Annotated in this window: 17 protein-coding genes, 1 tRNA gene and 1 pseudogene; 4 read left to right on the top strand and 15 right to left on the bottom strand. The window is 43.2% G+C overall.

Annotated features, from left to right (window positions below):
• Window positions 1-167: 167 nt before the first annotated feature.
• Window positions 168-809: pseudogene (locus V7L31_RS02855) on the bottom strand (S-layer homology domain-containing protein); the annotation flags it as partial.
• Between the two features lie 1,654 nt (window positions 810-2,463).
• Complete coding sequence (locus tag V7L31_RS02850) at window positions 2,464-3,186, bottom strand: conjugal transfer protein TrbI (protein WP_334694851.1); 723 nt, start codon at window positions 3,184-3,186, stop codon at window positions 2,464-2,466.
• Between the two features lie 665 nt (window positions 3,187-3,851).
• Between V7L31_RS02850 and V7L31_RS02845 the strand changes: the two genes are divergently transcribed.
• Complete coding sequence (locus V7L31_RS02845; protein ID WP_334694850.1) at window positions 3,852-4,073, top strand: hypothetical protein; 222 nt, start codon at window positions 3,852-3,854, stop codon at window positions 4,071-4,073.
• Between the two features lie 653 nt (window positions 4,074-4,726).
• Here V7L31_RS02845 and V7L31_RS02840 read toward each other — a convergent pair.
• From V7L31_RS02840 to V7L31_RS02810, 7 genes are all read right to left on the bottom strand, one after another.
• On the bottom strand, window positions 4,727-5,455 hold the full coding sequence (locus tag V7L31_RS02840) for an ABC transporter ATP-binding protein (RefSeq protein ID WP_179063897.1): 729 nt from the start codon (window positions 5,453-5,455) through the stop codon (window positions 4,727-4,729).
• Between the two features lie 69 nt (window positions 5,456-5,524).
• Window positions 5,525-5,752: an indolepyruvate ferredoxin oxidoreductase subunit alpha gene (locus V7L31_RS02835; RefSeq protein WP_292717925.1), complete on the bottom strand. Its 228-nt coding sequence runs from the start codon at window positions 5,750-5,752 to the stop codon at window positions 5,525-5,527.
• A gap of 187 nt (window positions 5,753-5,939) precedes the next feature.
• Entirely contained in the window at window positions 5,940-7,154 is a 1,215-nt protein-coding gene (locus tag V7L31_RS02830) for an ATP phosphoribosyltransferase regulatory subunit (RefSeq protein ID WP_334694849.1), read from the bottom strand.
• Entirely contained in the window at window positions 7,154-8,116 is a 963-nt protein-coding gene (locus tag V7L31_RS02825) for a J domain-containing protein (RefSeq protein ID WP_334694848.1), read from the bottom strand. Before V7L31_RS02825 ends, V7L31_RS02830 begins: the two co-directional genes overlap by 1 nt.
• Window positions 8,117-8,190: 74 nt before the next feature.
• Window positions 8,191-9,003: an inositol monophosphatase family protein gene (locus V7L31_RS02820; RefSeq protein ID WP_334694847.1), complete on the bottom strand. Its 813-nt coding sequence runs from the start codon at window positions 9,001-9,003 to the stop codon at window positions 8,191-8,193.
• Window positions 9,004-9,113: 110 nt separating this feature from the next.
• On the bottom strand, window positions 9,114-9,659 hold the full coding sequence (locus V7L31_RS02815; protein WP_334694901.1) for a thermonuclease family protein: 546 nt from the start codon (window positions 9,657-9,659) through the stop codon (window positions 9,114-9,116).
• A 98-nt stretch (window positions 9,660-9,757) separates the two neighbouring features.
• Window positions 9,758-10,126: a 2Fe-2S iron-sulfur cluster-binding protein gene (locus V7L31_RS02810; protein ID WP_334694846.1), complete on the bottom strand. Its 369-nt coding sequence runs from the start codon at window positions 10,124-10,126 to the stop codon at window positions 9,758-9,760.
• Window positions 10,127-10,232: 106 nt separating this feature from the next.
• Here V7L31_RS02810 and V7L31_RS02805 point away from each other — a divergent pair.
• Window positions 10,233-10,317, top strand: a tRNA-Ser gene (locus V7L31_RS02805).
• A gap of 667 nt (window positions 10,318-10,984) precedes the next feature.
• On the opposite strand, the gene V7L31_RS02800 is transcribed toward V7L31_RS02805, so the two are convergent.
• From V7L31_RS02800 to V7L31_RS02775, 6 genes are all read right to left on the bottom strand, one after another.
• Complete coding sequence (locus V7L31_RS02800) at window positions 10,985-12,463, bottom strand: alpha-amylase (protein WP_334694845.1); 1,479 nt, start codon at window positions 12,461-12,463, stop codon at window positions 10,985-10,987.
• Window positions 12,464-12,576: 113 nt separating this feature from the next.
• Window positions 12,577-13,203 (bottom strand): DUF1003 domain-containing protein, encoded by a 627-nt coding sequence (locus tag V7L31_RS02795; RefSeq protein WP_334694844.1) that lies wholly within the window; start codon window positions 13,201-13,203, stop codon window positions 12,577-12,579.
• A 330-nt stretch (window positions 13,204-13,533) separates the two neighbouring features.
• Window positions 13,534-15,768 carry a glycoside hydrolase gene (locus tag V7L31_RS02790; RefSeq protein WP_334694843.1) on the bottom strand — a complete coding sequence of 745 codons (2,235 nt, stop codon included), beginning with the start codon at window positions 15,766-15,768 and terminating at the stop codon, window positions 13,534-13,536.
• A 138-nt stretch (window positions 15,769-15,906) separates the two neighbouring features.
• Window positions 15,907-16,137, bottom strand: a complete 231-nt coding sequence (locus tag V7L31_RS02785; RefSeq protein WP_012408256.1) for a NifU family protein — start codon at window positions 16,135-16,137, stop codon at window positions 15,907-15,909.
• Between the two features lie 544 nt (window positions 16,138-16,681).
• On the bottom strand, window positions 16,682-18,445 hold the full coding sequence (locus V7L31_RS02780; protein WP_334694842.1) for a sensor histidine kinase: 1,764 nt from the start codon (window positions 18,443-18,445) through the stop codon (window positions 16,682-16,684).
• 172 nt (window positions 18,446-18,617) lie between these two features.
• Window positions 18,618-18,854, bottom strand: a complete 237-nt coding sequence (locus tag V7L31_RS02775; RefSeq protein ID WP_334694841.1) for a hypothetical protein — start codon at window positions 18,852-18,854, stop codon at window positions 18,618-18,620.
• A 602-nt stretch (window positions 18,855-19,456) separates the two neighbouring features.
• Between V7L31_RS02775 and lepA the strand changes: the two genes are divergently transcribed.
• Together lepA and V7L31_RS02765 are read left to right on the top strand one after the other, a co-directional pair.
• The gene (gene lepA, locus V7L31_RS02770; protein ID WP_179068671.1) at window positions 19,457-21,268 is read left to right on the top strand and encodes a translation elongation factor 4; all 1,812 of its coding nucleotides are present in this window, start codon (window positions 19,457-19,459) and stop codon (window positions 21,266-21,268) included.
• Window positions 21,269-21,915: 647 nt separating this feature from the next.
• The gene (locus tag V7L31_RS02765) at window positions 21,916-24,582 is read left to right on the top strand and encodes a PAS domain S-box protein (RefSeq protein WP_334694840.1); all 2,667 of its coding nucleotides are present in this window, start codon (window positions 21,916-21,918) and stop codon (window positions 24,580-24,582) included.
• Window positions 24,583-24,772 lie beyond the last annotated feature (190 nt).

The following is a 24,772-nucleotide window of genomic DNA, read 5'->3' as shown; positions in this document are numbered from 1 at the left end:
TGGATTTTTTAGGGTTAAAAATTTAGGCGATCGCACACTATATTTAAAGTGGCGATCGCCTATTGAATAGCTATCTAAGTCAAGAGATTCTAATTGTGACCGATACAGGTGTTGAAGTAGTAGACCCAACACCCACTATATACAGCGAGTTAATTGCTGAGTCTTAACACAACATAAGGCGAGTTAATTGCTGAAGCTTGATTAGAACTGACTAATGCTTGGTAGATAAAAGCTGCTACTTGCGCCCGTGTAGCATTTGCAGTTGGCTTCAGTAACTTCACATCAGGATAGTTGACCACAATTTGCTTTTCGGTTGCGGCTGCGATCGGGCTACGGGCATAGCTAGCAATGTTAGAGGCATCGTTGAAATATTGCAGAGTACTTTTAGTATTGCCGCCAGGAGTATATCCCAAACCATTAGCGAGAGAAACTAAAACCTGTTCGCGGGGAATAGCTTGGTTAGGCTGAAAGCGATTACCAGGATATCCTGATAAGAAACTAATCGCATAAGCTTGCTGAATGGCACTAGATGCCCAATAGTTGCTAGGCACATCAGTAAAATTGATTGCCTGCCGTTGCTGTGCTTTTTGGAAAGCTTTATCGATCATCGCGGCAAATTGAGCGCGTGTCACCGGGTCTTCTGGGCGGAAAGTGCCATCAGGAAATCCAGCAATTACACCTCGCTGAGATAATTGCTGAATAAATTGTGCTGCCCAATAGTCAGATGAAACATCAGAAAAAGCAGTTTGAGCTAAAGATAGCGGGGAACATCCCACTTTGGTAACTTTCTCTTGTGAAGGATAAGTCACTGGTTCACAAACAAAACTTGCCAACTTAGGCTCTACATCAGTCCGTGTAGGCGGATTTTGTTTATCTAGTTGCGATTTCCAATCACCAGATATTTTTTCTATAGTGGGATGCTTACTTAAAAAGTCTGAGTCTGCAACAATATCGTGAGGCCCTTTAACACTGATATTAGAACTATTTAGGTAGATATTATAATCATAAACAACGTTTTGATTTTTAGTGTTGTTATTAATATCCTTCCCAGGAAAAGCATAGAGAATGTTCCTGAGAATTCTGACATCAGATGATGTATGAGCAAATATTTGTCCACCTTTAATTTCTGGACTCTGATTATTTAAAACCGCTGTGTTATTTACAATATCAACATGATCGCTGAAAAAGGCATGAATACCCGATCCACCATTGTTAAATGCAAGATTATTTTGAACTAAAGTACGTCCTTTATATTCACCTAATTTGGGGTTGCCATCATTTCTTGTACTATCAATAATAATGCCATTCCCGTCTGTGATCTTTCCAACTGCAATCCAAGGGATGTACATACGATTGTTGTAAGTCTTATTGTTAGTAACAAACATTTTGTATCCTTGGTTGTTGTCAAAATTCCAATTGCTCAACATCGAAATGCCACTGCAACCATAAACGCTATACCAGGCATTATTAAATACCACGTTATTATCTACTGTCACATAATCTGATTGAATCGCTGAAATACCTGCTCCTCCGCAGTCATGCACTTTGTTGTTGACAATACGGATGTGATGAACATGACCATTAGTTCGTCCATCAACGTTGATACAGTTTCCACTTGTCAGCGGATTTTGTTTGTTAGTCTTCTCACTCATCGCATAATCAAGGGTTATATTGGCATTGTTTCCAACTACTTCCAACCCGTTGATCTCGATATACGAAGCTCCACTTGAAATTAGGATACCGTTCCATGTATTGTGTTGGATTTTCGGGAAATGCCCAGGATATGCTTTATACCTAATCCAGGCATTTGCAGTTCCAGAACGTTTAATACTTATTACACTCCCATCTTTGGGTGAATTTTTGTATATTCCGTTCATAATCAAGACTGTATCGCCAGGGTTGGTAAGGTCTGCTGCCTTTTGAATTGTCCTAAAGGCGGATGATGTAGAGAGTCCGTTATTTTTGTCGTTTCCGTTACCACTAACATAGTATGTTTTTGGTGTTGAATTCGCGCTGATTAGCTCACGACTGGATAAGTTAATTTCCTTGTTAGTGGAAACCTGACGGTCGTTTTCAGCTAAAGATACTTTTATCCTTTCTCCTGGAGCTAAAATATTTAATACTATGGGAATTGCCAAATATGCACTTAAACCGAAACCTTGAAGTACCATAATCAAAGACTCCTTTATCGTCACTACTTAATAAAAGTACCAGGATATTTCGTAAGTTTGAATACTCTTTTGGATAGAGAATACAATAGAGTCAAATTTACTAGTTTTCCTATAACATACTTAAATAAGTATTCCAATAAATATTGATACTAAATTAAGACGATATAGAGGTAAAAGAGTTGCTGGTAAATATAATTTTTTAGGTTTAAAAATGAAGGCGATCGCACACTATAGTTAAAGTGGCGATCGCAGATAAGGGATGATTAAACTCACGACTTGAATGAAGCTAAATCTAGTAGCGAGATGATGGTACTAAATTCAAGTTAGAATTCAGTGTCAGTCTTAAATCCTGTGCAGGTCTAATGACAAAAACATTTGCTTCTTTTTTCCGCAATAGCACACTCGCACCAGCACCCGCAGCTGCACCGAGAACAGGTTTTAAATCGTCAATTCTGCGATTACCAGTAAGTAGCGAACCTAAAAGACCAGCACCCCCACCAATAGCTGCGTCAGTTAAAACCTGATTGGTGCTAGGCCCTTGTGTGACTTTTTGAGTTGTGGTGTATGTCCGAGAAGTTGCATTAATCGACTGACGCTGACCGTTAGAAAATTCTAATTCTTGAGCTACAAACCTTACGCCTTTTCCTTGGTTATCATCTGTATTTCTTGTATCTCTTGAATAACTATCTAAGTCAACAGATTCTAGCCGTCCATTAACTTTAGTACCAGCAGGAATTAAGACATTTCTATTTCTGTCGATAATGTCATTGGCTATTCTCAAGGTTATAGATTTACTTTCCCCAGGAGCAATAGTAATTGTCTCTTTTTCGTAGGTGACAGGAAAAGCAACCCCAGAAGGAATGGTCACGTTTCCGTATTGACTATTTCTGTTTTGCCCAATGTTGTATTGAGCATTAGCAGGAGCCAAGCTGAATAGAGGGCTAATGGTGCTTGTAGTAACGGCCATTGCCATAAATGCAGCGGTTCCATATTTCCATTGATGTAGGCGAGTCATAAGAGCATTATCCTTTGTGTATGTGATGTATTTAATGACGAGGATTCACTGAGTTTGTTTCTGACTGTTTTTAAACCTCTCTATAAGCGTATTCCGAAGATAAAAGTACTTATGATGATGGGAAGTCTGTGCGATCGCAATCACTCTTCAGAATTTTTATCCTGCTAATGTGCGTCATTCCAAATTAGAGGCGAGACACTTAGAAGCTGTTGTGATTATAGTTTGCACATTGTGGCAGCAGGGTGCAGGGAGCAAGGGAGAGGATTTAGAGGTTTTGTCTAATCATGCTTGTGATGCAATTTGCAGGCGCAACAGCTTAAAACGTAAATGAGTATCATTTTGTTCCCAAATACTGTTTTACTACTCATGTCCACATACCTAAGCCATTGAATAGAGGCGAATCGGCTGACTGCGAACTCTTATTTCAGGATAACTGAAACTTTTTGCAGCAGGGTGGACAAAACAAGTTTCTTCCTACCAATTTGAGTTCTGATATGAGGCTAATTTAGGTCAAGTTCAGGTTAGACGGCAAGCTGAGGCGGATGCCGTGGAGGCTTTGCCTGGAATTTCTCACTTGTGAGAAATCCAAGGGGTGTGGGAGGATGGGGAAGAAGTCTTACCCCCTACACCCCCCAACCCCCCACATTCCTCCGCCTACACTATGCGTGAGAAATCCGGGTTTGGAGGCAGCGCAACGAGAAATCAAAAGCTTGTCGGCTTCAATTCCTACGGATGCTGATGATGGAGAGCGCAATCGTGTGTTGAGTCAATTGCAAAGTATTATTAATCAATTAGAAAAGGTACAAAATGGCACAACAACCTATTTGAAAGCTCAAGAATTACTACTATCGGCAAATAATAAAATAAAGCGATTACAGATTAAATAAATGGTAGCGATCGCCTGAGTATGTTAATATCTCCGCCAAAAATATTTACAGCAGAATGAATCGACTGTAGGCCCCTACATCCATTTCAGGAAATACCTGATATGGCATAAGTCCATTTGTACTATGTGTTTTCTGTTTGATTTCTAGCCAGTTGTAGTGAAGCGGAGACGTTGGCGCTGCATCCACCTTAAGGTGGTTCGGAGAGCGTCAAGGTCAACAACTGGCCATTGGGTGGGGTTTTTGAGACGGGAATTAATCCCTTGTAGAATTTTCTCAATTTCCCTGTAACCCTGCTGATATATCAATTAAAACTGCAACAAAAAAATTTTGGATGCCAAATTGCCGAAAGCGCTCAACATAATTACAAATTGCTAATGAGGGTTCTGGCAAATAGGGTAATTTACGTTTTGGTCAATTTTTCCTCAATGAATGTCCTGTTTTGTCTTTTGACTAGCTGTAGATGTGATTAGAAACGCAAGGATTATTGGGGAGAATTCTTTGAGCATCGAAAACGACGGACGCGGCAGTGGCAGGATTTATATTAGTTATAGAATAGCGTAGGCGCAGCCTAAGCTAGGCATCGCTATCGCCTAGTGAAGCTCCTATCTTAAGCTGGTGTTATGTTGAATGGGGTCAAGAGTGATTAAGAAGGATTAATGTCTCTTACCCGCTCCCAGATATAGCTCACCCACTTTCGGGTCATTCAACAATTCTTCACCGGGGCCGGAGATCGCATCACGTCCCGACTCTAATACATATCCACGATTAGCCATCTCTAAAGCCTTACGGGCATTTTGTTCTACTAATACGATCGCAGTACCAGCCTGATTAATTTGTTTAATCTGCTCAAACACTTGTGTCACTAAAATCGGCGACAAGGCAGCAGATGGTTCATCTAAAATCAGCAAACCAGGTTCCAACATCAAAGCTTTGCCCATCGCTAACATCTGGCGTTCTCCTCCAGAGAGAGTACCAGCGCGTTGACGACGGCGATCGCTTAGTCTGGGGAACATGGTAAATATTTTATCTTTAATTGGCTTCAGGGGAACGTTAAGCACAAAAGCACCCATCTCCAAGTTCTCTTCAACACTGAGAGAGGGGAAAACATTGGCGATTTGCGGTACGTAGCACATTCCTCGCTGGACAATTTGATTAGACTTTAGCCCCACGATATTTTCACCTTTGAAGGTAATTGTGCCTGTGTGGGGAATCAAAAGCCCAAAAATTGCTTTTGCTAAAGTAGATTTCCCCGCACCGTTGGGGCCAATCACTGTCACCAATTCTCCTGGTGAAACCTGAAAATTCACACCTTGCAGGATATCTACATCTTTGATGTATCCAGCGTGGACATTTTGAACATCTAGTAAATAGTCATTTGTCATTGGTCATTTGTCATTGGTCATTTGTCATTGGTCAACAGTCAAACATAACTATTGACTGTTGACTATGGACTATTGTGGGGTTTTTTGCAACTCTGGTCGTTCTTCTGCAAGAATTGCCCCTTCTACTGGGCAAACTTGGAGACAGATACCACAGTCGATGCAAGTGGCAAAGTCAATCCAGTACCAATCAGTTCCCTTGGCGTTTTTGCCTGGACCATCATGAATACAAGCTACTGGACAGGCATCTACGCAGTCAGCAACGCCTTCACAGACTTCTGTAACAATTGTGTGCGGCATGTTCTCGATTCCCTCTTTTCTGTATCGGCTATTTCTAGCCTAGCAGGGAGGAGGGAGGAGAGAGCAGGGGAGCAGAGGGGCAGGGGAGACAAGGGGACAAGGGGGAATTATTGGACAAGTCTCTCCGTTGTCTCCCCTCTCTTCCTTGTCTACCTTGTCTCTTCTCGATGCCCAATGCCCAACTCACTTAACGCAATGATTCAATTTCTGGTGAGCCGTCAGCTTTGATCCAGGCAATTTGGGCTATGCTGCGATCGCCTGCATATTGACGAATAGCCTCAGCATCCCTTCCTCCTAAATCAATTTCTACCCGCACCAAATCAGTTGAATCTCTGAGTTTTTGCGCGTAGGCAAAAGCGGCGGCGTTAGCACTGGCTGTCTCTGGTGCTACTAACCAGTCACTCGCTGGAGTTACCTGTGGTAATTGCTGGGTAGATAATAAAACCTGGTATAAATCTTCGATATTCAGTCCAAAACCAATTCCGGGAATGTTTTCTCCTTGAGGATGATATAGACCCAAAAGCTGGTCATAGCGACCACCACGCCCTAAAACTCTGGCTTGGGATTCGGTATCGTTGACAACCTCAAAGACGATACCAGTGTAGTAATCTATAGTTTGGATGAGGCTGAGATCGAGGATTAACGGCAGTTTTTTCTCGGATTCTAGTAATTCTACTAGGGATTTGAGGTTATTCACTGCCTCTCGCTGTTCTTCATCGAGATCCAAACTACTGACTTTTTGCAACACGTCTGCACTTGACCCACGTAAATCCAAGATGATTTGGGCACGATCGCGTAGTTTGTCACTCAGAGGTAAATTATCTATGGCAATGCGATCTAGATGAGCGATCGCACTGCGAACTTGATGTTGGAGATTGTCAGGAAAGGCACTCAGGAGCGATCGCGTAATTCCCGCCTCACCTAAAATTAAATGCCATCCCTGTAAACCCAGTGCTTCTAAACAGTCTGCTACTAACAGCAAGACTTCGGCGTTTGCTAGCAATCCGCCAGCACCTAGCAACTCTACTCCAGCTTGATAAAACTCTTGTTGGCGATTGTGTCTACTTTCCCAAGTGCGGCGAAACACATTGGCATTGTAGTACAGCCGTTGTGGATAACGCAGACCTGCCATCCGAGTGACAACAGTACGAGCAATAGAGGCTGTTAATTCTGGACGTAGCCCTAACTCATCATCTTCGCCATTTTGCTGTAGTTGAATCACCATCTGACGCTGGATTGCTTCCCCCGCCATCAGGGTATCCATCCGTTCTAAAGTCGAGGTGATAATCCTGTGATATCCCCAACGATGAAACACTTGTTGTAACCGATCTTCAATCCAGCGTTTTTTCTCCACATCCAAGGGCAATAAATCCCTGGCTCCCGCTGCTGGTTGATACACCATTATTTTTTCTTCCCACCAAACAAACCACCGAACAAACCACCACTACCAGATTTATCTGGTTGCTTATCTCCATTATTGGGGGATGAAGTCACCTTATGATCGCTAATTTGTTGTCCTAAAGCCTTATCTATTTTAGGTTTCCATTGCAGAGCCGTTTCGTCACTAGGGTCTAGTTTTAAAGCATTGTCAAAGTGGATTTTGGCCATTTTTAGCTGATTTTGCCTCAAATACACCATTGCAATTAAGCTATGGCAGCGACTATTTTTAGGTTCTAGCTTTAGGGCCTCTTGCAACTCTACTTTGGCTTGGGCAAACTGGTTTTTCTCAATCAAAGATTGAGCGCGACGAACATACTGTTCTACAACCAAGCCATCTTTTGCTGGCGCTGCTGCTGGCGCTGGTAAGGGATTTTTTGGTGTATTTGGCTGAGGCGTAGCAGCTGATTGGACTTTGGATTGAGCCGATGGCGATGCTGTGGGTAATTTGCTCACGCTCCGCATTAAATATACTAAATTCAATTCGCTAGCTTGGGCAATGACTTGCAGCGCTTGTTCTAAAGAATCATATTGAGTTTGGGCTAGTTTTGCGATCGCAGTTTTATAGAAATGATCGGTATTAGCCGCCTCAACTAACTGTTTAGCCAAGTCGGTGTTGAGAGTTACCGAAGTAGACTCTTGTACCAGGCGCTTGCCAATTTGCGACAAAATTAGAATATATTCAGTGCGAGTGCGATCGCCGACAAGTTTTTCGTAAGCTGGGTTAACCAACTTTGATAACAATTCGTTACCTAGCTGTTTTTGAGCAGCCGTTTCAGTAAAACTACTATCTGGGTGCAAACGGCGGGCGACTTGGAGATAGCGTTTGCGAATCTCTTTGACATCCGCATCAACTGGAACGCACAATACTGCGTGATGATCTATGAAATCATATTTAAATAGTCCGCGGTCTATTTTAAAAGACATATAGAGGTTTTACACTAAAGGAGCAGTTAGATTGCTTTTAGTGTACCCAAAGTCGTAGAGAAAGCCCCCATCTGTTACACCCAGGCTGACAGTGGTGGAACCCGTAAAAGTTCGTTACTGAGGGAGTCGTGAATATAACTATTTGTGGCAAGAAGTCTACCTGACTCAATTTTGACAGGAGTACCATCGTAGGCGGTGATTTTGCCCCCACCTTCTTGTACCAAAATTATTCCGGCGGCAATATCCCAAGGGGAAAGCCCCCGTTCCCAGTAACCATCCACACGTCCACAGGCAACATACGCCAAATCTAACGATGCCGAACCACTGCGTCTGACTCCTTGGGTAAGATGGGTGAGATGACTAAATTCTGCGTAGTTGTTATCAGAGGTTTCACGGCGATCGTAGGCAAATCCTGTTACTAGTAGGCTTTTACCCAGTTCAGATGTTGCTGAAACCTTGATGGGCTGATGATTACGCGTTGCCCCTAAGCCAGCAGCAGCACTGAATAGCTCATTATGAAAGGGGTCATAAATGACACCAACTTGGGGAATGCCATTAATTAACAGCCCGATGGAAACAGCGAAAAATGGGTATTGATGAGCGTAGTTGGTTGTGCCATCTAAAGGATCTATTGCCCAGAGGTATTCATTTTCTTGATTACCTAATTTCCCTGATTCTTCAGCGAGGATAGAGTGCTGAGGAAAGTGACGACGCAAAATTTCTAAAATCAACTCCTCTGAGGCTTTATCAGCAGCAGTGACTAAATCACCAGGGCGTCCTTTTTCAATAATTGCGTCTTCTAACTTACCCAAGTAACCTTGCAAAATAGCACCAGCAGCTAAGGCTGCTTCTGTAGCAATATCTAGAAAAATTTGTAAATTTGTCATTAGTCATTGGTCATTAGTCATTGGTCATTGGTCATTGGGGCATCGGTTATTCTTCTTGTCTCCCTGCCTCCTGCGCCCTGCGCCCTTGCTTCTTCCCCAGTCCCCATTCTTCAAAGATTTTGGCGGCGAAACTCGGCGGGAGTGAGGCGCATGGGCTTTTCTGGGTTCCAGATTCCTTGCCCCATAAGTCTCGCCCATTGTTGGGCACGTTCTAAACGCTGATCGTACTTGTGGTTAGGCGATCGCCCCACAAACATTGCATTCCCTTGTTTGACTAGTTCTTCATTTAACAACACCTTATTTTTCCACACATAAGCTAGAGTTCGTCCGATTTTGTCTTTTGCTTCTAAATCAAACTCCAGCGTTACCAATTGTTCTACACCACCAATTAGATTCTCTAACTGTTCTTTTGCTGCTTCCCCCCAAGGGCGCTGTCGCAAATCTGGTGCATCAACACCCACTAACCGCACTTGGGAAATCAAATTTGGTTGTTCAGCCATACCTAACACTTCTAAGCTTTGCCCACTAACTACCCGTGCTACTTTCACCTGGGCTTCACTGTTCGGCAGTTGGTTTTTAGCTTGGCAACTCACCAAGAGCAATAAGCAAGCCAAAATCGCTATTTTTCGCACCCAGCCACCAAAATTTACAGGCATCAGAAATTCGGTGATTTTGAATTGTTTATCGAGACAGAATTCTGAATTCTGACTCCTGTTAGCGGTAGCGGGGCGTTTAGCCCATTCTGAATTCTTCTTCATTCCTCATCTAAGGGTAAACCCGCTTTAATTTTCCCCCTAGCAAAATAGCGTCCAAACTGGAGTTCGTAGACTTCATCTTCATCTTGTGTCTCCACTTCCAAGTCAGAACGGGGATAACTCACACACAACAAGGCATAACCTTGCTTACGTAAATCTGGCGACAACCCGATCGCCTCTGGTTGATAAATTTCTCCTGACAAAACTCTCACTGCACAAGCGGTGCAAGCCCCGTTGCGGCAGGAAAATGGTAGTTCTACCCCTTGTTTTTCGCCAGTGTGCAAGATGTAGCGGTCTTCTGGCACTTCTAAGGTGTATGTTTTATCAGTGGCGCGATCGCGAACTTTAATTGTGTATGTACGAGACATCTGGATTTGCGTTTTGGGATTAGGACTTTCAGATTCAATCTAGAATATCTTTCTTTATCTTTGCATTTTCTAGGATTCTATAGTATAATCGGAACTTGTGGCACCTGGAGAGGTGGCCGAGTGGTTTAAGGCGCAGACCTGGAAAGTCTGTTTAGGGAAACTTAACGGGGGTTCGAATCCCCCCCTCTCCGTTTTCAGACCTAATTCTAAATATATAGTTTGAACCATAGTTCTACAAATAGTCAGGTTCAGTAAGAAGCATATATGAAATTTAAACTAAACATTGCCTAAATTGAATCTTTTTAGGCAATGTTCAATTGCTTTATAACGGAATAATAAGGGTTGTGGCTTATCCACAAAATACTGCTTAATTTCTCTTTTAGGGAACTCCAAGAAATAGAATATCCAATATTGTGGGGTGGGCAACATGAGCATTGGTGTCAACTTAAGCTGGAAATAGCTTATCTGTTGGCTTCCATGCCCGCCCGGAAATAAATAAATGAGTAATGAGTAATAAGTAATAAGTAATAAGTGATACCCATTACTCATTACTTATTACTTATTACTTCAAAAATAAATTTTCGGGCTAATAGCTTAAGTCTACTGAAGTAGACTGGAGATTTTTGGCGATATTTAGTTATCTTCAGATGACTTTAGCTATTATACGGGAATTTCAATTTCCGGCGGACAAGCGGTTTCGCGTTAAGTTGACACGTATGGGAACATGAACGTCCTATGAACTGGGCGGGCGAGACGCCCACCCCACAAGAGTTATTGGATATTTTTTTATTTGGAAGTCCCTTAAGCAGTATTTTGTCCAGTGCGTAACTTTCTGCGCGAATGCAACTAAAACCTCGACTAAGACTGTGGAACCCACACAGAAACAGAACCAGCATCGCATCGAAAATCAGCCCAGCCCTCATCATTCGTTGTCACAGGTTCGCTGATATGTTCAGTAATATCAATGTAAGTGGTGTTGGGTTGCCCAACTTCCATCCACTTAGTTCCTTCTCCTCCATTACTCAGAACAACCGCGATACCGCCAGGATGTTCTTCATCTCCTAAGCGTGTCCAGCCGATTGTATTGGCGTGATCGAAATAATCGTATTGGTCGCCATAGGCATAGGTTTGACGAACGTGCAAAAATTTATCAATTAGCCATTTGTGACTATCGAGCCAAATCTCATGCTCATTGCCATCGCTGCCCGTATCCTTGTAATTAGCACCATAGTAATCCGCATAGAAGATACAGGGATAACCATCACTTCGCAGTAGAATCAACGCATAAGCTAACGGTTTAAACCAGCTTTCTACTACAGACTCCAACGACTGCAAGGGTTGAGAATCATGATTCTCTACTAAGGTGACGGCTAAAGCAGGTTGCTGTTGCACCAAGGTGTTATCAAATATCTGCCGCAGATCGTAGTCATTGCCTTGTTTGCTGGCAGCGCTAAAGTTATAGTGCAATGGCGCATCAAACAGCAACACATCGCCACCGGTGATGCTAATGAAATGGTGCAGCGCTTCAACTTCATAAGACCAATATTCACCGACGGCAAAAAGATCGCGACCAGCCTTTTGGCGACAGTGTTGCAGCCATTCTGGGAAAAAGCCTGCTCTGACGTGTTTAACCGCATCAAAACGAAAGCCATCTACATCAGTGGTTTCTACAAACCACTCACCCCAGCGATTCAACTCCTCGCGCACTTCTGGACTTTCCATATCCAGATCGCATCCCATGAGATAGTCGAAAGCGCCTTTTTCCAGGTCAACGTTATCATCAAATTTTTTATCTTTGAATAGATAAATTGCGTTCTCACCTTCGTTGTAAACGTTGTAATCAACCGCATCGAAGTGCCACCAGTGCCATTCCAGATCGGAGTATTTGCCTTGGCGACCTGGAAAGGTAAAGTGAGTCCACACTTTAATTGTTTGCATCTCACCGATGGGCTGGGTGCGATCGTCTGGACTATAGGGCGTTGCTTCCACTTCTTCTTCTTTGTCTGCACCTAACTTGTGGTTAAGCACAACATCAGCATATACTCGAATGCCAGCAGCTTTAGCCGCTTTAACAGCAGCGATATACTCGTCTTTTGTGCCGTACTTTGTCCGAACCGAGCCTTTCTGGTCAAACTCGCCTAGATCGTATATATCATAGACTCCATAGCCGACATCGTAGCCACCCCCTGTTCCTTTGTAAGCTGGGGGTAGCCAAACAGATGTAACACCTGCATCAGCTAACTCTTTGACTTTATCTTTAAATTCATTCCAAAGATTGCCATCTGGAGGGATATACCAATGGAAGTACTGCATCATTACACCATTCAGTTGAGCCATATCTATCCCTCTAATAAAATTTACGATAAATTGTGATTTGCGACACAATGACTGTACATTAAGTTTTATTTTTTGTCTTTTAATAGAAACAAAAATCTACTAAAAAACTGCGCTCAACTCATATTGTTTTCTTCTGTGGGTGAGAGTTCTTCAGCCAGGTTTTTCTGGAGTGCTTCCAATACTGCGATCGGGTCAGCCGGTTCCTGCATCGATTTCGCTTCCGAATCAAGCCGATTTATCACATCAGGTAAATCGGTACGGAGTTCTTCTAATAGAGCAATAATCTTGGCAATTTTTTGCTCGGAGAGCAGGTTAAGCTGTAGCATCAATTGCGCCCGTTGTTCGGCAAAGTTTTCCTGGCGAGTTTGTCGTACCAGTACTCCGGTTGAGATTACCAATGACGCTGCGTCTAAGCCTTGACCTGACCAGCTAAAGGAGGGGAGATTGAATGGCAAAAAGCGATCAAAAAAACTGCTAAAAATCCAGATGGCCAGTATGATTAGCAAACTATACATAAATATCGATCGCCCAAAGAATGTTGCGATCGCTTCTAGTATCCGCTGGTGGACGGGAATATCTCGAACTTCCTGGTTATGAAGTGAAATAATCGCTTCAATATTTTTTGCAATCGGGTCTGGTAATGGAGCCGTGATCACTTGATTTCGAGAAGCTTTGTCTTTGATTTTTTTAGTACCTGAACTGAAGTGTCTATTCGCTGTACTATCTGCGTTATCGGTCATGCACCAACTCCTGAATCTGGATGTTACTCGATTATTGCTTATCTTCCACCAAGGATGACGTTTTACCCCACCGTAGCCTGGATTTCTCACAGGTGAGAAATCCAAGGGGTGTGGGAGGATGGGGAAGAAGTCTTACTCCCCACACTCCTCTTCCCCTGAGGCCTACACTATGCGTGAGAAATCTGGGCGTAGGCGATCGCATCCCAATACTGCTCGATTATTTAGATATAGAACTAGAAAAATTAAATATGATTTCCAAATAAATCAACTTTAGGGGTATACATCTGTATGCCCCTAAAAGGTATTTCGTAAAACCAAGGGTATTGAGTTCTAAGGCACCTCAATGTGAATCAAAGCATTTTCTGGCAAGTAGTTGGAAAAACGCCCTTCATCAGCAAGCACTAAAATCAGGCGCAGAGGATAATCTGGCGGCACTTGCAAATCTGCCCACGGCACCGCCAACTCTAAACAATTATTTAAAGCTACTTGAGCGCGACTAAAACGGGGCTGCCATTGATAATTGTCTCCAGCTTCCCGAAACTGAATCGATTGCGTCAGCAAGTTAACTTCCAGAAGATGGTGGAAATGGTAATTAAGTGGGGCTGCATCTGGTACATCTGCCAAGGGAATTGGGCTATTGACCATTGTTTTTTCTGGATAGAACCACAGCAAATTTAACTCTGCTGGCAAATCTTGTCCTGGTGCAACGCCACCTTTAAAGTCCAGTCGCAAATAAAAATTTAAGTGATCGACTCCATACCAAAGTCGCTGGATGACGCTGCTATTGTGCATTGTCCCCCGCGCCCCGCCGATTTCTATACGCCCAGCTTTATCCCAATCTTGCTCATCACCCTTACCATCAATGACGGGATGAATAAATCCTTGTGGTGTCTGGTTTCCCTGTGCTTCGTGGTTTTCCACTGGTTGCTTAAGATAGGGTGGTACAGGTTCATTCAATGCTTTGTAAATACCAAACAGATGTTCTCGAAACAACCGATCAAAGATGGCATCCTGATTTGACGAGTGTCCTGCACCAAACCACCAGAACCAGTCGGAACCCTCGGCGGCATACAATGCTTCCCACGCTTCCGGGTTGTTTTCTTCCGTCGCTTCGGGATGACTTGCCAGCAGTTTTCTTGCTTCTGTTAAATAATCCCAAGCACGATTTTTGGCGGGATCGCCGATCCAAGTTGTGAAGCTGCCATCTACCCAAGAACCGCTATGTAGTTGTCCTCCGGGGATGGTGGCTGTAGCTGGAAATTCTTCGAGGAATTCGGAGACAGTGACGAGTTTGAGGTGGGGTTCATCGCTCAAGCTTTGATATAAAGCTTCTAGAAAGGGTTTGCCATCTTGGGGATAAAATTCCCAGCAATTCTCCCCATCTAAGGCGATGGTAACTAACCAAGGTTGTTCGCTTTGACTATCTCTTTGCATTTTAGCGATCGCTTGCAAATGTCCCACTAAATCCGCGGCTGCCTGTTTTGCAGGCATTGCACCATAAGTAAAACCAATCAAGTCTGATAATCTGTGGTCGCGAAACACAATTGACAAGTCACCCTCGGCGGTTTGTAGGCGATAGGGTCGATACAACAATTCTGGTTGCTCCACATTCCCCGCCCCATCCCGATGAAAAAGGTGTTTCAGCGTCCACCCTAAGACAGCTTCATCTGAGCATATCCACTTAAAACCTTGGTTAATAATATGTGGAAGAACCGCCGGACTTACTGATTGTTCCGAAGGCCACAAACCACGAGGTATCTGTCCAAAGCGCTCTTTATATAAGTCCCAAGCTTTTCGCAAGTGGCGGGGAATATCTTCTGCCCACTCAAAACGTTGCTTTGGTAGTGTCATATTGGGCACAGCTACCCGACCGGAGTTAGTATCAGCTAGCAAGGGTAAAATCGGGTGAGTGTAAGGCGTGGTAGTAACTTCTAGCTGCCCCGCCTCCTGCATTTTCCGATGTTGGGGGATAATCCGACTGAGAATTTCTCGCTGTTTGGAATAAATGCGCTGGCGATCGCTTAAAGTAAAATTCCATCCCTGTTTTAACCAAGCAGCAATTTCTGGGTCATCCCAAAACAGAGGATCGATCCAAGCCAAATTGTGCCAAGCTAGCAAATCGCCATAATCTGGCAATTCCCAATTTGCTAAACACCAAGCTTGCCCTTTTTCCTGCCTTTGCTGGTACAACTCGGCATAGCGGGGATGAGGGTCAATCAGCGTATGGTGATTGGCATCGAAAAAGTGTTGGATGATGAATTCCCGCTGTTGGTAGGTAAGTTGCTCATCCGGTGTCAAACTGGCTGTGAGGTAAGGGTCAAAAGCAGTGCCAGCAATATAATCTTCGAGTTGCAATATCAACGATGGAACTAAATTCACCGTTTGGTGTAACTTAGGATATCGCTCTAACAGCAATACCAAATCCAAATAATCTTTAGTGCCATGCAAACGTACCCACGGTAGACGGTACTGCTGACTCTGAGATAGCGAAACACCGCTGCCAGGAGATTTGTACAGCGGTTGATGTTGATGCCAGATAAAAGCAATGTAGAGAGGATGGGACATAGCAAGTGATTAGGAGTTAGGGATTGGGGATTACAAATTAGGGATTAGGTATTAATGATAAATTATGAATGAAAAAATCCATTCTTCCCCAATCCCCAGTCCCCATTACCCCAGAGGGGGCCCCACCTTCCCCAATCCCTAGACTACTTGCTCAATTTCTGCAATTTCGGGAATCATTTCCTTAAGACGGCGCTCAATACCCATTCTTAGGGTCATTGCAGAACTGGGGCAAGAACCACAAGCACCTTGCAGCCGCAGTTTTACAACAGGCCCATCGAGTTCTACGAGTTCTACATTGCCGCCATCAGACATAAGATAAGGGCGCATTTCATCTAAAACTGTTTCAACGTTGTCAATTGTGAGTTCCATAGTTTAGACCTGCTAAGTTAAGGATGGGCATTGGGGAGGCAGTGCGGTCTTGGGCATTGGGCATTGAATAATCATGATCCCTTGACCAAATGCGCCATTACTCATTTACCATTATCCAAAATTTTATTTTTCAGCTTTGTTAAATCGCTCCTAAATCTAATTGCCGCTAGATTGTCAGGTGTCAGTTTTTAATGACTTTTGACTCAACCACTGCTGATTTTAGCAATTTGATATTAGATTAGCTGAACAATTTGTAGTGCAAGCCCTCCTACTCTACTTTAGCGTTTAAAGTACTGAAGAGAACGCCAGGAGGTGAGGACAAGGAAGGTTTTTTCCCAATACCCCTCAAGAGTGCTGAGTAATGAGTGCTAAGTAATGAGTAATGAGTGCTGAGTTTGGATACTTGGTAATACTGGGTTTTGAGTTTTAAACTTTAAAGTTTTTTAGTAATTATTATTTAATAACCATACTAGGCATGGGGCAAAACAGTTCCGAGTTGTGAGTAAGGAATTCTACTCATTACTCATTACTCATTACTCATTACTCAACATTCAGCACCACTTGTTGAGTCGCTATCATTAGACGAAACCATAACTGGTTGTTGATATAGTGGCACGGTGAATGTGACTGTTGAGCCAAGTCCTTCGCCCAGACTGTAAAAATGTACCTCGCCACCCATTGCCTCTACTAGCTTCTGGGATATTGCCAGTCCTAAACCTGTGCCGCCGTACTGGCGAGTGCGGGAACCATCCACCTGAGAGAATAATTGAAATAGTTTATCTTGTTTGTCTAAAGAAACACCGATGCCGGTGTCTGCTACACGTACTCTCACCATGCCAGGAAATTGCTGATCTTGAAAGTTCGCCTTTTTGAGTACTAAATCGGCGCTGACGGTGACACCACCCTCATGGGTAAATTTGATGGCATTACCTACTAAATTGATCATCACTTGTAGCAACCGTTGATAGTTGCTTTGGACAATGATTTCATCAGAGGTAGCAGGCATTTGCATCCGAAAACTGAGGTTTCTCGCTTCTGCTTGGGGACGCATAAAACCTTCTACATGACTGAATAGCTCATCTAGCTTGACTGGAGCGTAAGCTAGCTCCATTTTACCAGCTTCGATTTTGGCAATGTCCAAAATGTCGTTGATGATATTGAGCAGATGTATCGATAATTGATGAGCTTCTGTCAAAAACTGGTTTTGTTCTTCTGGATCATCTGCCATACCTTCTAAAATCAGCTTCAAAAAGCCAATCATCCCGTTGAGGGGGGTACGAATTTCATGGGATACATTGGCTAGAAACTCACTTTTGAGGCGGGAAGCTTCTTCGGCTTTTTGACGCGCTATTTCTAATTCTTCATATAAAGTAGCATGTGCGATCGCAGTTCCCAATTGATCTGCTGCTTCTTTGGCTAGTTCTAATTCCGATTCTGTTAATGTGTAGCATTCATCTTGCCAATTCAAGGCAATCAATCCATTCGCTTGATCTTGATAGCAAGTAGCAACCACCAAAGTTTTCTGCCGCCCAGACCCCATATATCCAGCCACTTCCATCACAACTGGTTCTAGAGTTGCCAAGGCTTGAGCAAAGGCAGCCTCAGAAACGATATCTATGTCTGAGCCAAGCATTGATTTGAGGTCTGGTTGGCGATACTCAGCCTTCACCTGCACTTTTGAGCTTGAGGGCTGATAAGGACAAATAATGCAGCGTTCTAGTCGCAGTGCTTTCCCTAAACTGTCAACTGTTTGCTGCCAAATAATATTTAAATCTAATGTCCGACGAATATTTCTGGTAATGCGATTTACCAGTTTTTGGTGTTGCTGCGAACGTAGAGCCAACTCTATTTGTGTGGGCGTTTTTGATGCCACACGCGCTTGTTTTTTGTTGAGTGTCGCTTGCACTAAGCGTCCCATCACTAAAACTGTAGTGGCAGTGGTTCCCAAACTCGGCATAATTGGACTAATCACTAAGTCCAACTCAAATAATTCCTGGTGGTAGCTAAACCAGCACTGAAACCTTTCTGGCACTAAATTTGTCAAAATTCGGTGCAATCGTTCCAAATAACTAACCTTATCCACCGGGGCAAAGGTTTGAGTCTGGTTCAGATCGTCAACTATTTTTTCAGTATTTAACCCCAGAAGTTCGCTGTACTGCCAACAAAAGGTCAGATAGCGCCCTGCCCCATCTTGCGTATAAATCAACTCGGCTCCTAGAGTTGGTAATAAGCCGTCAGTCTTACTGGTAATAGATTCCAGATTTTGGGAAAATACATTCGGCAATTGGGAATTGGCAGTAATAGTCATTAATTGAGTTGGATAGACAAAGGGTGTCCGACCGTAATTTTACTAAAGCCGCTCAAATTTATACATAAATTTTTACAGCTTTTTTGTGTTTGATTGGGTATTTTTTGGCGTTCTGGAAACCAGATTGGCAAACTTTACTTTTTTGACTTGCATTGACAGTTGACTAATGGCGTCAATCGTTCCATTCACCGCGAGGAGGAACAGGAGTACGCACAGGTGTGCGCGTTAGTTCGTCATCTCTGAGGATTTCACCCCGCAACCACTGGCGAATTGCCACTTCAATCACCTTACTTGGATCATTCGTAAGATGCTGGATTTGCTCTAGTAACTCTGAGTCCAAGCGGACAGCAATTTCTACCTTATCGGTTTGTGTGTTTCCCGCTTCGGTAGTTTTTCCTTGCATATTCATAGGTTTATATACTCTGAATTCTCTGAATTGGTTTGGTCTAAAGTTTTGTAAAGTAGTTATATTCATTATTTGGGCTAATTTACGGAGAAATCTTTAAGGGCACAGTTAAATAGTTCCCTGAAATAGCACCAAAGTAACAGCTTAAAGTTTCAAATCGCATTTTTCATATAACTGACTAGACAATGACTTTAGATGTTTTGCCGATCAATCAGTGATTCTGAGCAATTACAGGTTGCAATTGCTCGCGATCGCTACACGATCCCTACATGTACTTATTTACATTTATTGTACGCTCCTAGCTGTTGAATACTAGCAACGACAAATAGACTTTCATAATATTCTTAAAAGTCCACCTATTGAGATCGAAAGTTAAAGATGGGGTGAAGGGAGTGCTGAGTAATGAGTGCTGAGTAATGAGTAATGAGTAATGAGTTAAGGGTTATTTCCCCTCTGCCCCACTCAGCACGGGTTGAACGCCCCGCTACTGCTAACGTAACTCCTAACTCAGCACTAAAAGCGGAGCGTCTTGGCTAAGAAAGCATTAAAATACATTAAGTAAATTGCCCTTTTAACTTTGGTTGCTGCTAAGGCAAAGATAGTATATGACTGACGTTCCCGCAGTTCGCATTCGCAATTTTTGTATTATTGCTCACATCGACCACGGGAAATCAACCCTCGCCGATCGCTTGCTACAAGCTACTGGCACTGTTGAAGACCGACAGATGAAGGAACAGTTTCTCGATAACATGGATCTGGAACGGGAGCGCGGCATTACGATTAAGCTGCAAGCTGCCCGGATGAATTACACAGCTAAGGATGGCCAGCAGTATGTACTGAATTTAATTGACACTCCAGGGCATGTGGATTTCTCGTATGAAGTTTCTCGCTCTCTTGTTGCTTGCGAAGGAGCGCTATTGGTAGTAGATGCATCCCAAGGTGTGGAAGCACAAACTTTGGCGAATGTATATTTAGCGTTAGAGAGTAACCTGGAAATTATTCCGGTTTTGAATAAAATCGATTTGCCGGGGGCTGAACCAGAACGGGTAATTGGCGAAATTGAAGAAATTATCGGTCTAGATTGTAGTGGTGCAATTCTGGCTTCTGCTAAAGAAGGAATTGGAATTGATGAGATTTTAGAAGCAGTTGTGGAACGGATACCGCCACCGCCCAATACCATAAATGAGCGCTTACGAGCGTTAATTTTTGATAGCTATTACGACAGTTACCGGGGAGTGATTGTCTATTTCCGGGTGATGGATGGCACAGTGAAAAAAGGCGATCGCATCCATTTAATGGCATCTGGTAAAGAATTTGAAATTGATGAGTTGGGTGTCCTTTCTCCGACTCAAAAGCAAGTTGATGAACTGCACGCTGGCGAAGTAGGCTATTTGGGTGCGGCAATTAAAGCTGTCGCTGATGCACGGGTAGGAGACACAATTACCTTAAGTAAGGCGAAAGCAGAGTCACCCTTACCAGGTTACGCAGAAGCGAACCCGATGGTTTTTTGTGGGATGTTCCCCATTGATGCCGATCAATTTGAAGATTTGCGGGAAGCTTTGGAAAAGCTGGAACTCAATGATGCAGCGCTGCACTATGAACCAGAAACTTCCAGCGCGATGGGTTTTGGCTTCCGTTGTGGGTTCTTGGGTTTGCTGCACATGGAAATCGTTCAGGAACGCCTAGAGCGAGAGTATAACCTAGATTTAATCATTACAGCCCCATCGGTGGTTTATAAGGTGATTACCCTCAAAGGTGAGGAACTGTACATCGATAATCCTAGCCGTTTACCTTCTCCCAACGATCGCGAAAGAATTGAAGAACCCTACGTCCAAGTAGAGATGATTACGCCAGAAACTTATGTTGGCAGCTTGATGGAGTTGTCACAAAATCGCCGTGGCATCTTCAAAGATATGAAATATCTCACTCAAGGACGAACCACCCTTACTTATGAGTTACCTTTAGCGGAAGTTGTAACTGACTTTTTTGACCAGATGAAATCGCGATCGCGCGGTTATGCCAGTATGGAATATCACATCATCGGCTACCGTGAAAATCCTTTGGTGAAGCTGGATATCATGATTAACGGCGATCCTGTGGATTCCTTGGCGATGATTGTGCATCGAGATAAAGCTTACAACGTCGGGCGGGCAATGGCAGAAAAACTTAAGGAACTAATTCCCCGTCATCAATTCAAAGTGCCAATTCAGGCATCTATCGGTAGTAAAGTTATTGCCAGCGAACATATCCCGGCTTTGCGGAAAGATGTGTTAGCCAAATGCTACGGTGGTGACATCAGTCGGAAGAAAAAACTTTTACAGAAGCAAGCAAAAGGTAAAAAGCGGATGAAATCTGTAGGGACTGTAGATGTACCCCAGGAAGCCTTTATGGCAGTACTGCGGTTAGATCAAAACTAATAGGAGTCAGAATTCAGGAGTCAGAATTCAGGAGTCAGAATTCAGGAGTCAGAACGAATTTGAGTCCGAGTGGCGGATATCGCTACGCAAAGCGAGTCCGCGTACTCCTGCAAAGAAGCAAGCTAGTACCGCAAGGCGGAAGTCAGCGAAGAGGAAAGGGGGCAGGGAGCAGGGGGGAGAACCCCATAAATAAATTTATGGGCTTGAAAACGGACGCATTATTTCTCGTCCTACGCATCTCGAAATAAATATTTTAGATGAGGGCATAAATAAATTTAGGGGCTTGAAACCCTTTGAGCAGGGGGCTTGGAGAATCTTTCTCCCCTGCCTACTGCTCCCTGCTCCCCTGCCTCTTGGTCAAAAGAATTGTATTCCAAGCTCTTACACTATTTGAAATGGTCTGTTTATTTACGCCGTACTGTACTAGCAATGTCTAAATCTACTATTTTCAGTCCCCCACCAAATTTCTTATTCTGAATTCTGAATTCTGAATTCTGTATTCTTCTTCAACATTCATTAATTTTCGTTACAAAAGCCTCAAATGAGTTCCAGCCTGCTGTTGGCAGGTTTAACTATTCTTAAGTGTGTCTCTCGTGCAGGATTTCTAACAGAAAAAATGATAATTTATTTTAGAAATTCAAAACATCATGAGTCGCAAGCAAGCCCAAGAACAACTCTCTGAGGCAGAACAAAAGTATCGCACTCTGGTAGAACGAATTCCCGGTGTTGTTTATGTCTCACCCATTAATGACACAACTAAAGAAGCTTATATTAGTCCACAACTGCAACAATTATTAGGCATTGCCCCCGAAGACTGGAATTCTGGTTTATTCAAAAGTTGGTTAGATTTCACTCATCCAGACGATCGCGATCGCTTTTGGCAAGCTGTAAATACTACAATTGACACCGGAGAGCTTTTGAGTGTCGAGTATCGGATGATCAGGCGCGATGGCAGAACAATTTGGGTACGAAACCAAGCCAATCTCGTTTTATGTGCCGATGGAGAAACTCAGGTACTTCAGGGTTTAGTGTTTGATATTAGCGAACGCAAACAGGTAGAAGCCTCACTGCAAGAAAGCGAAGCGCGTTATCGTGCCATACTTGAAGACCAAACAGAACTGATTGCTAGATGCTTGCCCGATGGCATTTTTACCTACGTTAATGAAGCTTTTTGTCGATTTTTTGGACTGAAGCAAGAAGAGATTATCGCCCAGCACTACGAACCGATTGTGTTTGAAGAAGATCGGGAACGTGTGTTTAGTCTGGTAAATTCCATTAGTTTAGAAAATCCCATGACTACCCTGGAAAATCGGGCCATAACTTGCCAAGGGATACGGTGGACACAGTGGATTGTTCGTGGGATATTTGATGACCAGGGAACAATTGTAGAACTTCAATCTGTTGGACGAGATGTTACTGACCTCAAATTGGTAGAACAAGCTTTAAGTGAAAATGAGCAAAAATTCCGGGCGATCTTCAATCAAACCATTCAATTTATCGGATTGCTTCAGCCGGATGGTATTGTATTAGAAGCTAACCAAACAGCGCTAGATTTTGCTGGAATCGATCGAGAAGAAGTAGTTGGCAAGCTATTTTGGGAAGCAAAGTGGTGGATAAATTCTCCAAATACCCAAGCGCAATTAAAAGCTGCGATCGCATCTGCTGCTAATGGTGAATCGGTTCGCTATGAAGTTGAAGTTTTCGGTCGAGATCGGGAAGCGATCGCAATTGATTTTTCAGTACGTCCGATACTCGATGAAACTGGGCGTGTGACATTACTCATCTCAGAGGGACGAGATATTACTGAATATCAAGCCGCCCTGCACGAACGCTACCAAGCTGAAGAAGCATTGCGCTCAAGCCAAGACTTTCTGCAAAAGGTTGCTGATAGCGTACCGCATATTTTGTATGTGTTTGACCTTTTAAAAGGAACAAGTGTTTATCTGAACGAGAAGAGTGTGACAGTTTTAGGCTACTCTCCAGAGGAATTTTGTAACGCCGATCCCCAGTGGATTATAAATTGCTTTCATCCAGACGATCAACACCTCTGCCATAGCTTATCAAATCGCTTCGTCCACCTTCAAGACAATGAAGTACTTTCTACCGAATACCGATTCCGACACAAAAATGGAGAGTGGCGTTGGCTGAATACACGAGAAGTAGTATTTGCCAGAGATGCTAACGGCACTCCAACGCAGATTCTTGGTTCGGTAGAAGATATTAGTACTCGCAAAGAAGCTGAAGTGATGTTGCGACAGCAGGCTGAGGGAGAACGGCTAATTACTGAAGTAACTCAACAGATTCGACAATCGCTGAATTTGGAAGAAGTTCTGAATACAACAGTCAACAGTATTCGCCAGTGCTTGGGTTCAGATTCGGTAGCTATCTACCAGTTAGAATCTGACGGAAGTGGACATTTTGCGGCCGAATCAGTTCGTGATGACTATCCTCAAAGATTAGAACTGACAATGCACCCATTTTCGCTCAACCGAGATTTTAGCGACTATTACCAGGGATTACCGAAAGTCTTCCATGAGATTCAGGAGTCTGATTTTTCAGCCAATCTTTTTGAGTTATTACAACTCTATCAGATTAAAGCTGCTATAATAACCCCTATTTTGAATAGAGACCATCTATGGGGCTTACTCATTGTTCACCAGTGTGTAGCACCTCGTTACTGGCAAGAATTTGAAGTTAATTTATTGCAGCAGTTAGCAAGTCAGGTAGCGATCGCGATTCATCAATCAGTACTCTACCAGCAAGTGCAAGCTGCCAATGAAGAATTGCAAAGATTAGCTACCCTAGATGGCTTGACTCAAATAGCCAATCGCCGCCGATTTGATGAGTATCTGGAAGCTGAGTGGCATCGACTCAAACGCGAACAAGTGTCACTGTCTTTAATTTTGTTCGATGTCGATTTTTTTAAACTCTACAATGATACTTATGGTCATTTAGCGGGGGACGATTGTTTGCGGCAATTAGCAAGTGCCCTGAAAAATATTGTCAAGCGTCCAGCCGATTTAGTCGCCCGTTACGGTGGGGAAGAATTTGCGGTCATTCTGCCTAATACAAATATTCAAGGAGCAATCTGTGTAGCTCAAATTATTGGACAAACAATCCGCGACTTAGCCATTCCCCATGCTCAGTCTCGCGTGTGCGATCGCGTTACCGTTAGTCTAGGCGTTGTCAGCATTGTACCAAATTCCGAAATTTCGCCGCCAGACTTGATTAATGCAGCAGATAAAGCACTTTATATCGCTAAACAGCAAGGGCGCGATCGATTTCATGCTGTTTCCGTCGTTACTCCTTCTTAAAGCCTAAGTTGCAAAACAGACAATAGTCCTAATTACGAATTACGAATTAGTAGCATATTACTTCCTATCCTTAGCCTACGGTTGATAACCTTTAATGAAATCACTGTTAAAAAATCTAAAAATTTTAGTAAAAGTACTCACTACATTCGCTAGACCTGTATTTTTAGGTAAATGTAGTTGTTTAGATATT

The organism is Nostoc sp., assembly GCF_036916655.1.
Classification (GTDB): domain Bacteria; phylum Cyanobacteriota; class Cyanobacteriia; order Cyanobacteriales; family Nostocaceae; genus Nostoc.
This window is presented reverse-complemented; position numbering and strand designations above follow the sequence as displayed.

Coding starts and splice junctions, on each gene's coding strand:
- V7L31_RS02830 (WP_334694849.1), bottom strand. CDS start 7,154: ATGGTGTATCAACCAGCAGCGGGAGCCAGGGATTTATTGCCCTTGGAT.
- V7L31_RS02815 (WP_334694901.1), bottom strand. CDS start 9,659: ATGCCTGTAAATTTTGGTGGCTGGGTGCGAAAAATAGCGATTTTGGCT.
- V7L31_RS02790 (WP_334694843.1), bottom strand. CDS start 15,768: ATGTCCCATCCTCTCTACATTGCTTTTATCTGGCATCAACATCAACCG.
- V7L31_RS02850 (WP_334694851.1), bottom strand. CDS start 3,186: ATGACTCGCCTACATCAATGGAAATATGGAACCGCTGCATTTATGGCA.
- V7L31_RS02800 (WP_334694845.1), bottom strand. CDS start 12,463: ATGGCTCAACTGAATGGTGTAATGATGCAGTACTTCCATTGGTATATC.
- V7L31_RS02795 (WP_334694844.1), bottom strand. CDS start 13,203: ATGACCGATAACGCAGATAGTACAGCGAATAGACACTTCAGTTCAGGT.
- V7L31_RS02785 (WP_012408256.1), bottom strand. CDS start 16,137: ATGGAACTCACAATTGACAACGTTGAAACAGTTTTAGATGAAATGCGC.
- V7L31_RS02765 (WP_334694840.1), top strand. CDS start 21,916: ATGAGTCGCAAGCAAGCCCAAGAACAACTCTCTGAGGCAGAACAAAAG.
- V7L31_RS02835 (WP_292717925.1), bottom strand. CDS start 5,752: ATGCCGCACACAATTGTTACAGAAGTCTGTGAAGGCGTTGCTGACTGC.
- V7L31_RS02780 (WP_334694842.1), bottom strand. CDS start 18,445: ATGACTATTACTGCCAATTCCCAATTGCCGAATGTATTTTCCCAAAAT.
- lepA (WP_179068671.1), top strand. CDS start 19,457: ATGACTGACGTTCCCGCAGTTCGCATTCGCAATTTTTGTATTATTGCT.
- V7L31_RS02820 (WP_334694847.1), bottom strand. CDS start 9,003: ATGACAAATTTACAAATTTTTCTAGATATTGCTACAGAAGCAGCCTTA.
- V7L31_RS02775 (WP_334694841.1), bottom strand. CDS start 18,854: ATGAATATGCAAGGAAAAACTACCGAAGCGGGAAACACACAAACCGAT.
- V7L31_RS02840 (WP_179063897.1), bottom strand. CDS start 5,455: ATGACAAATGACTATTTACTAGATGTTCAAAATGTCCACGCTGGATAC.
- V7L31_RS02825 (WP_334694848.1), bottom strand. CDS start 8,116: ATGTCTTTTAAAATAGACCGCGGACTATTTAAATATGATTTCATAGAT.
- V7L31_RS02810 (WP_334694846.1), bottom strand. CDS start 10,126: ATGTCTCGTACATACACAATTAAAGTTCGCGATCGCGCCACTGATAAA.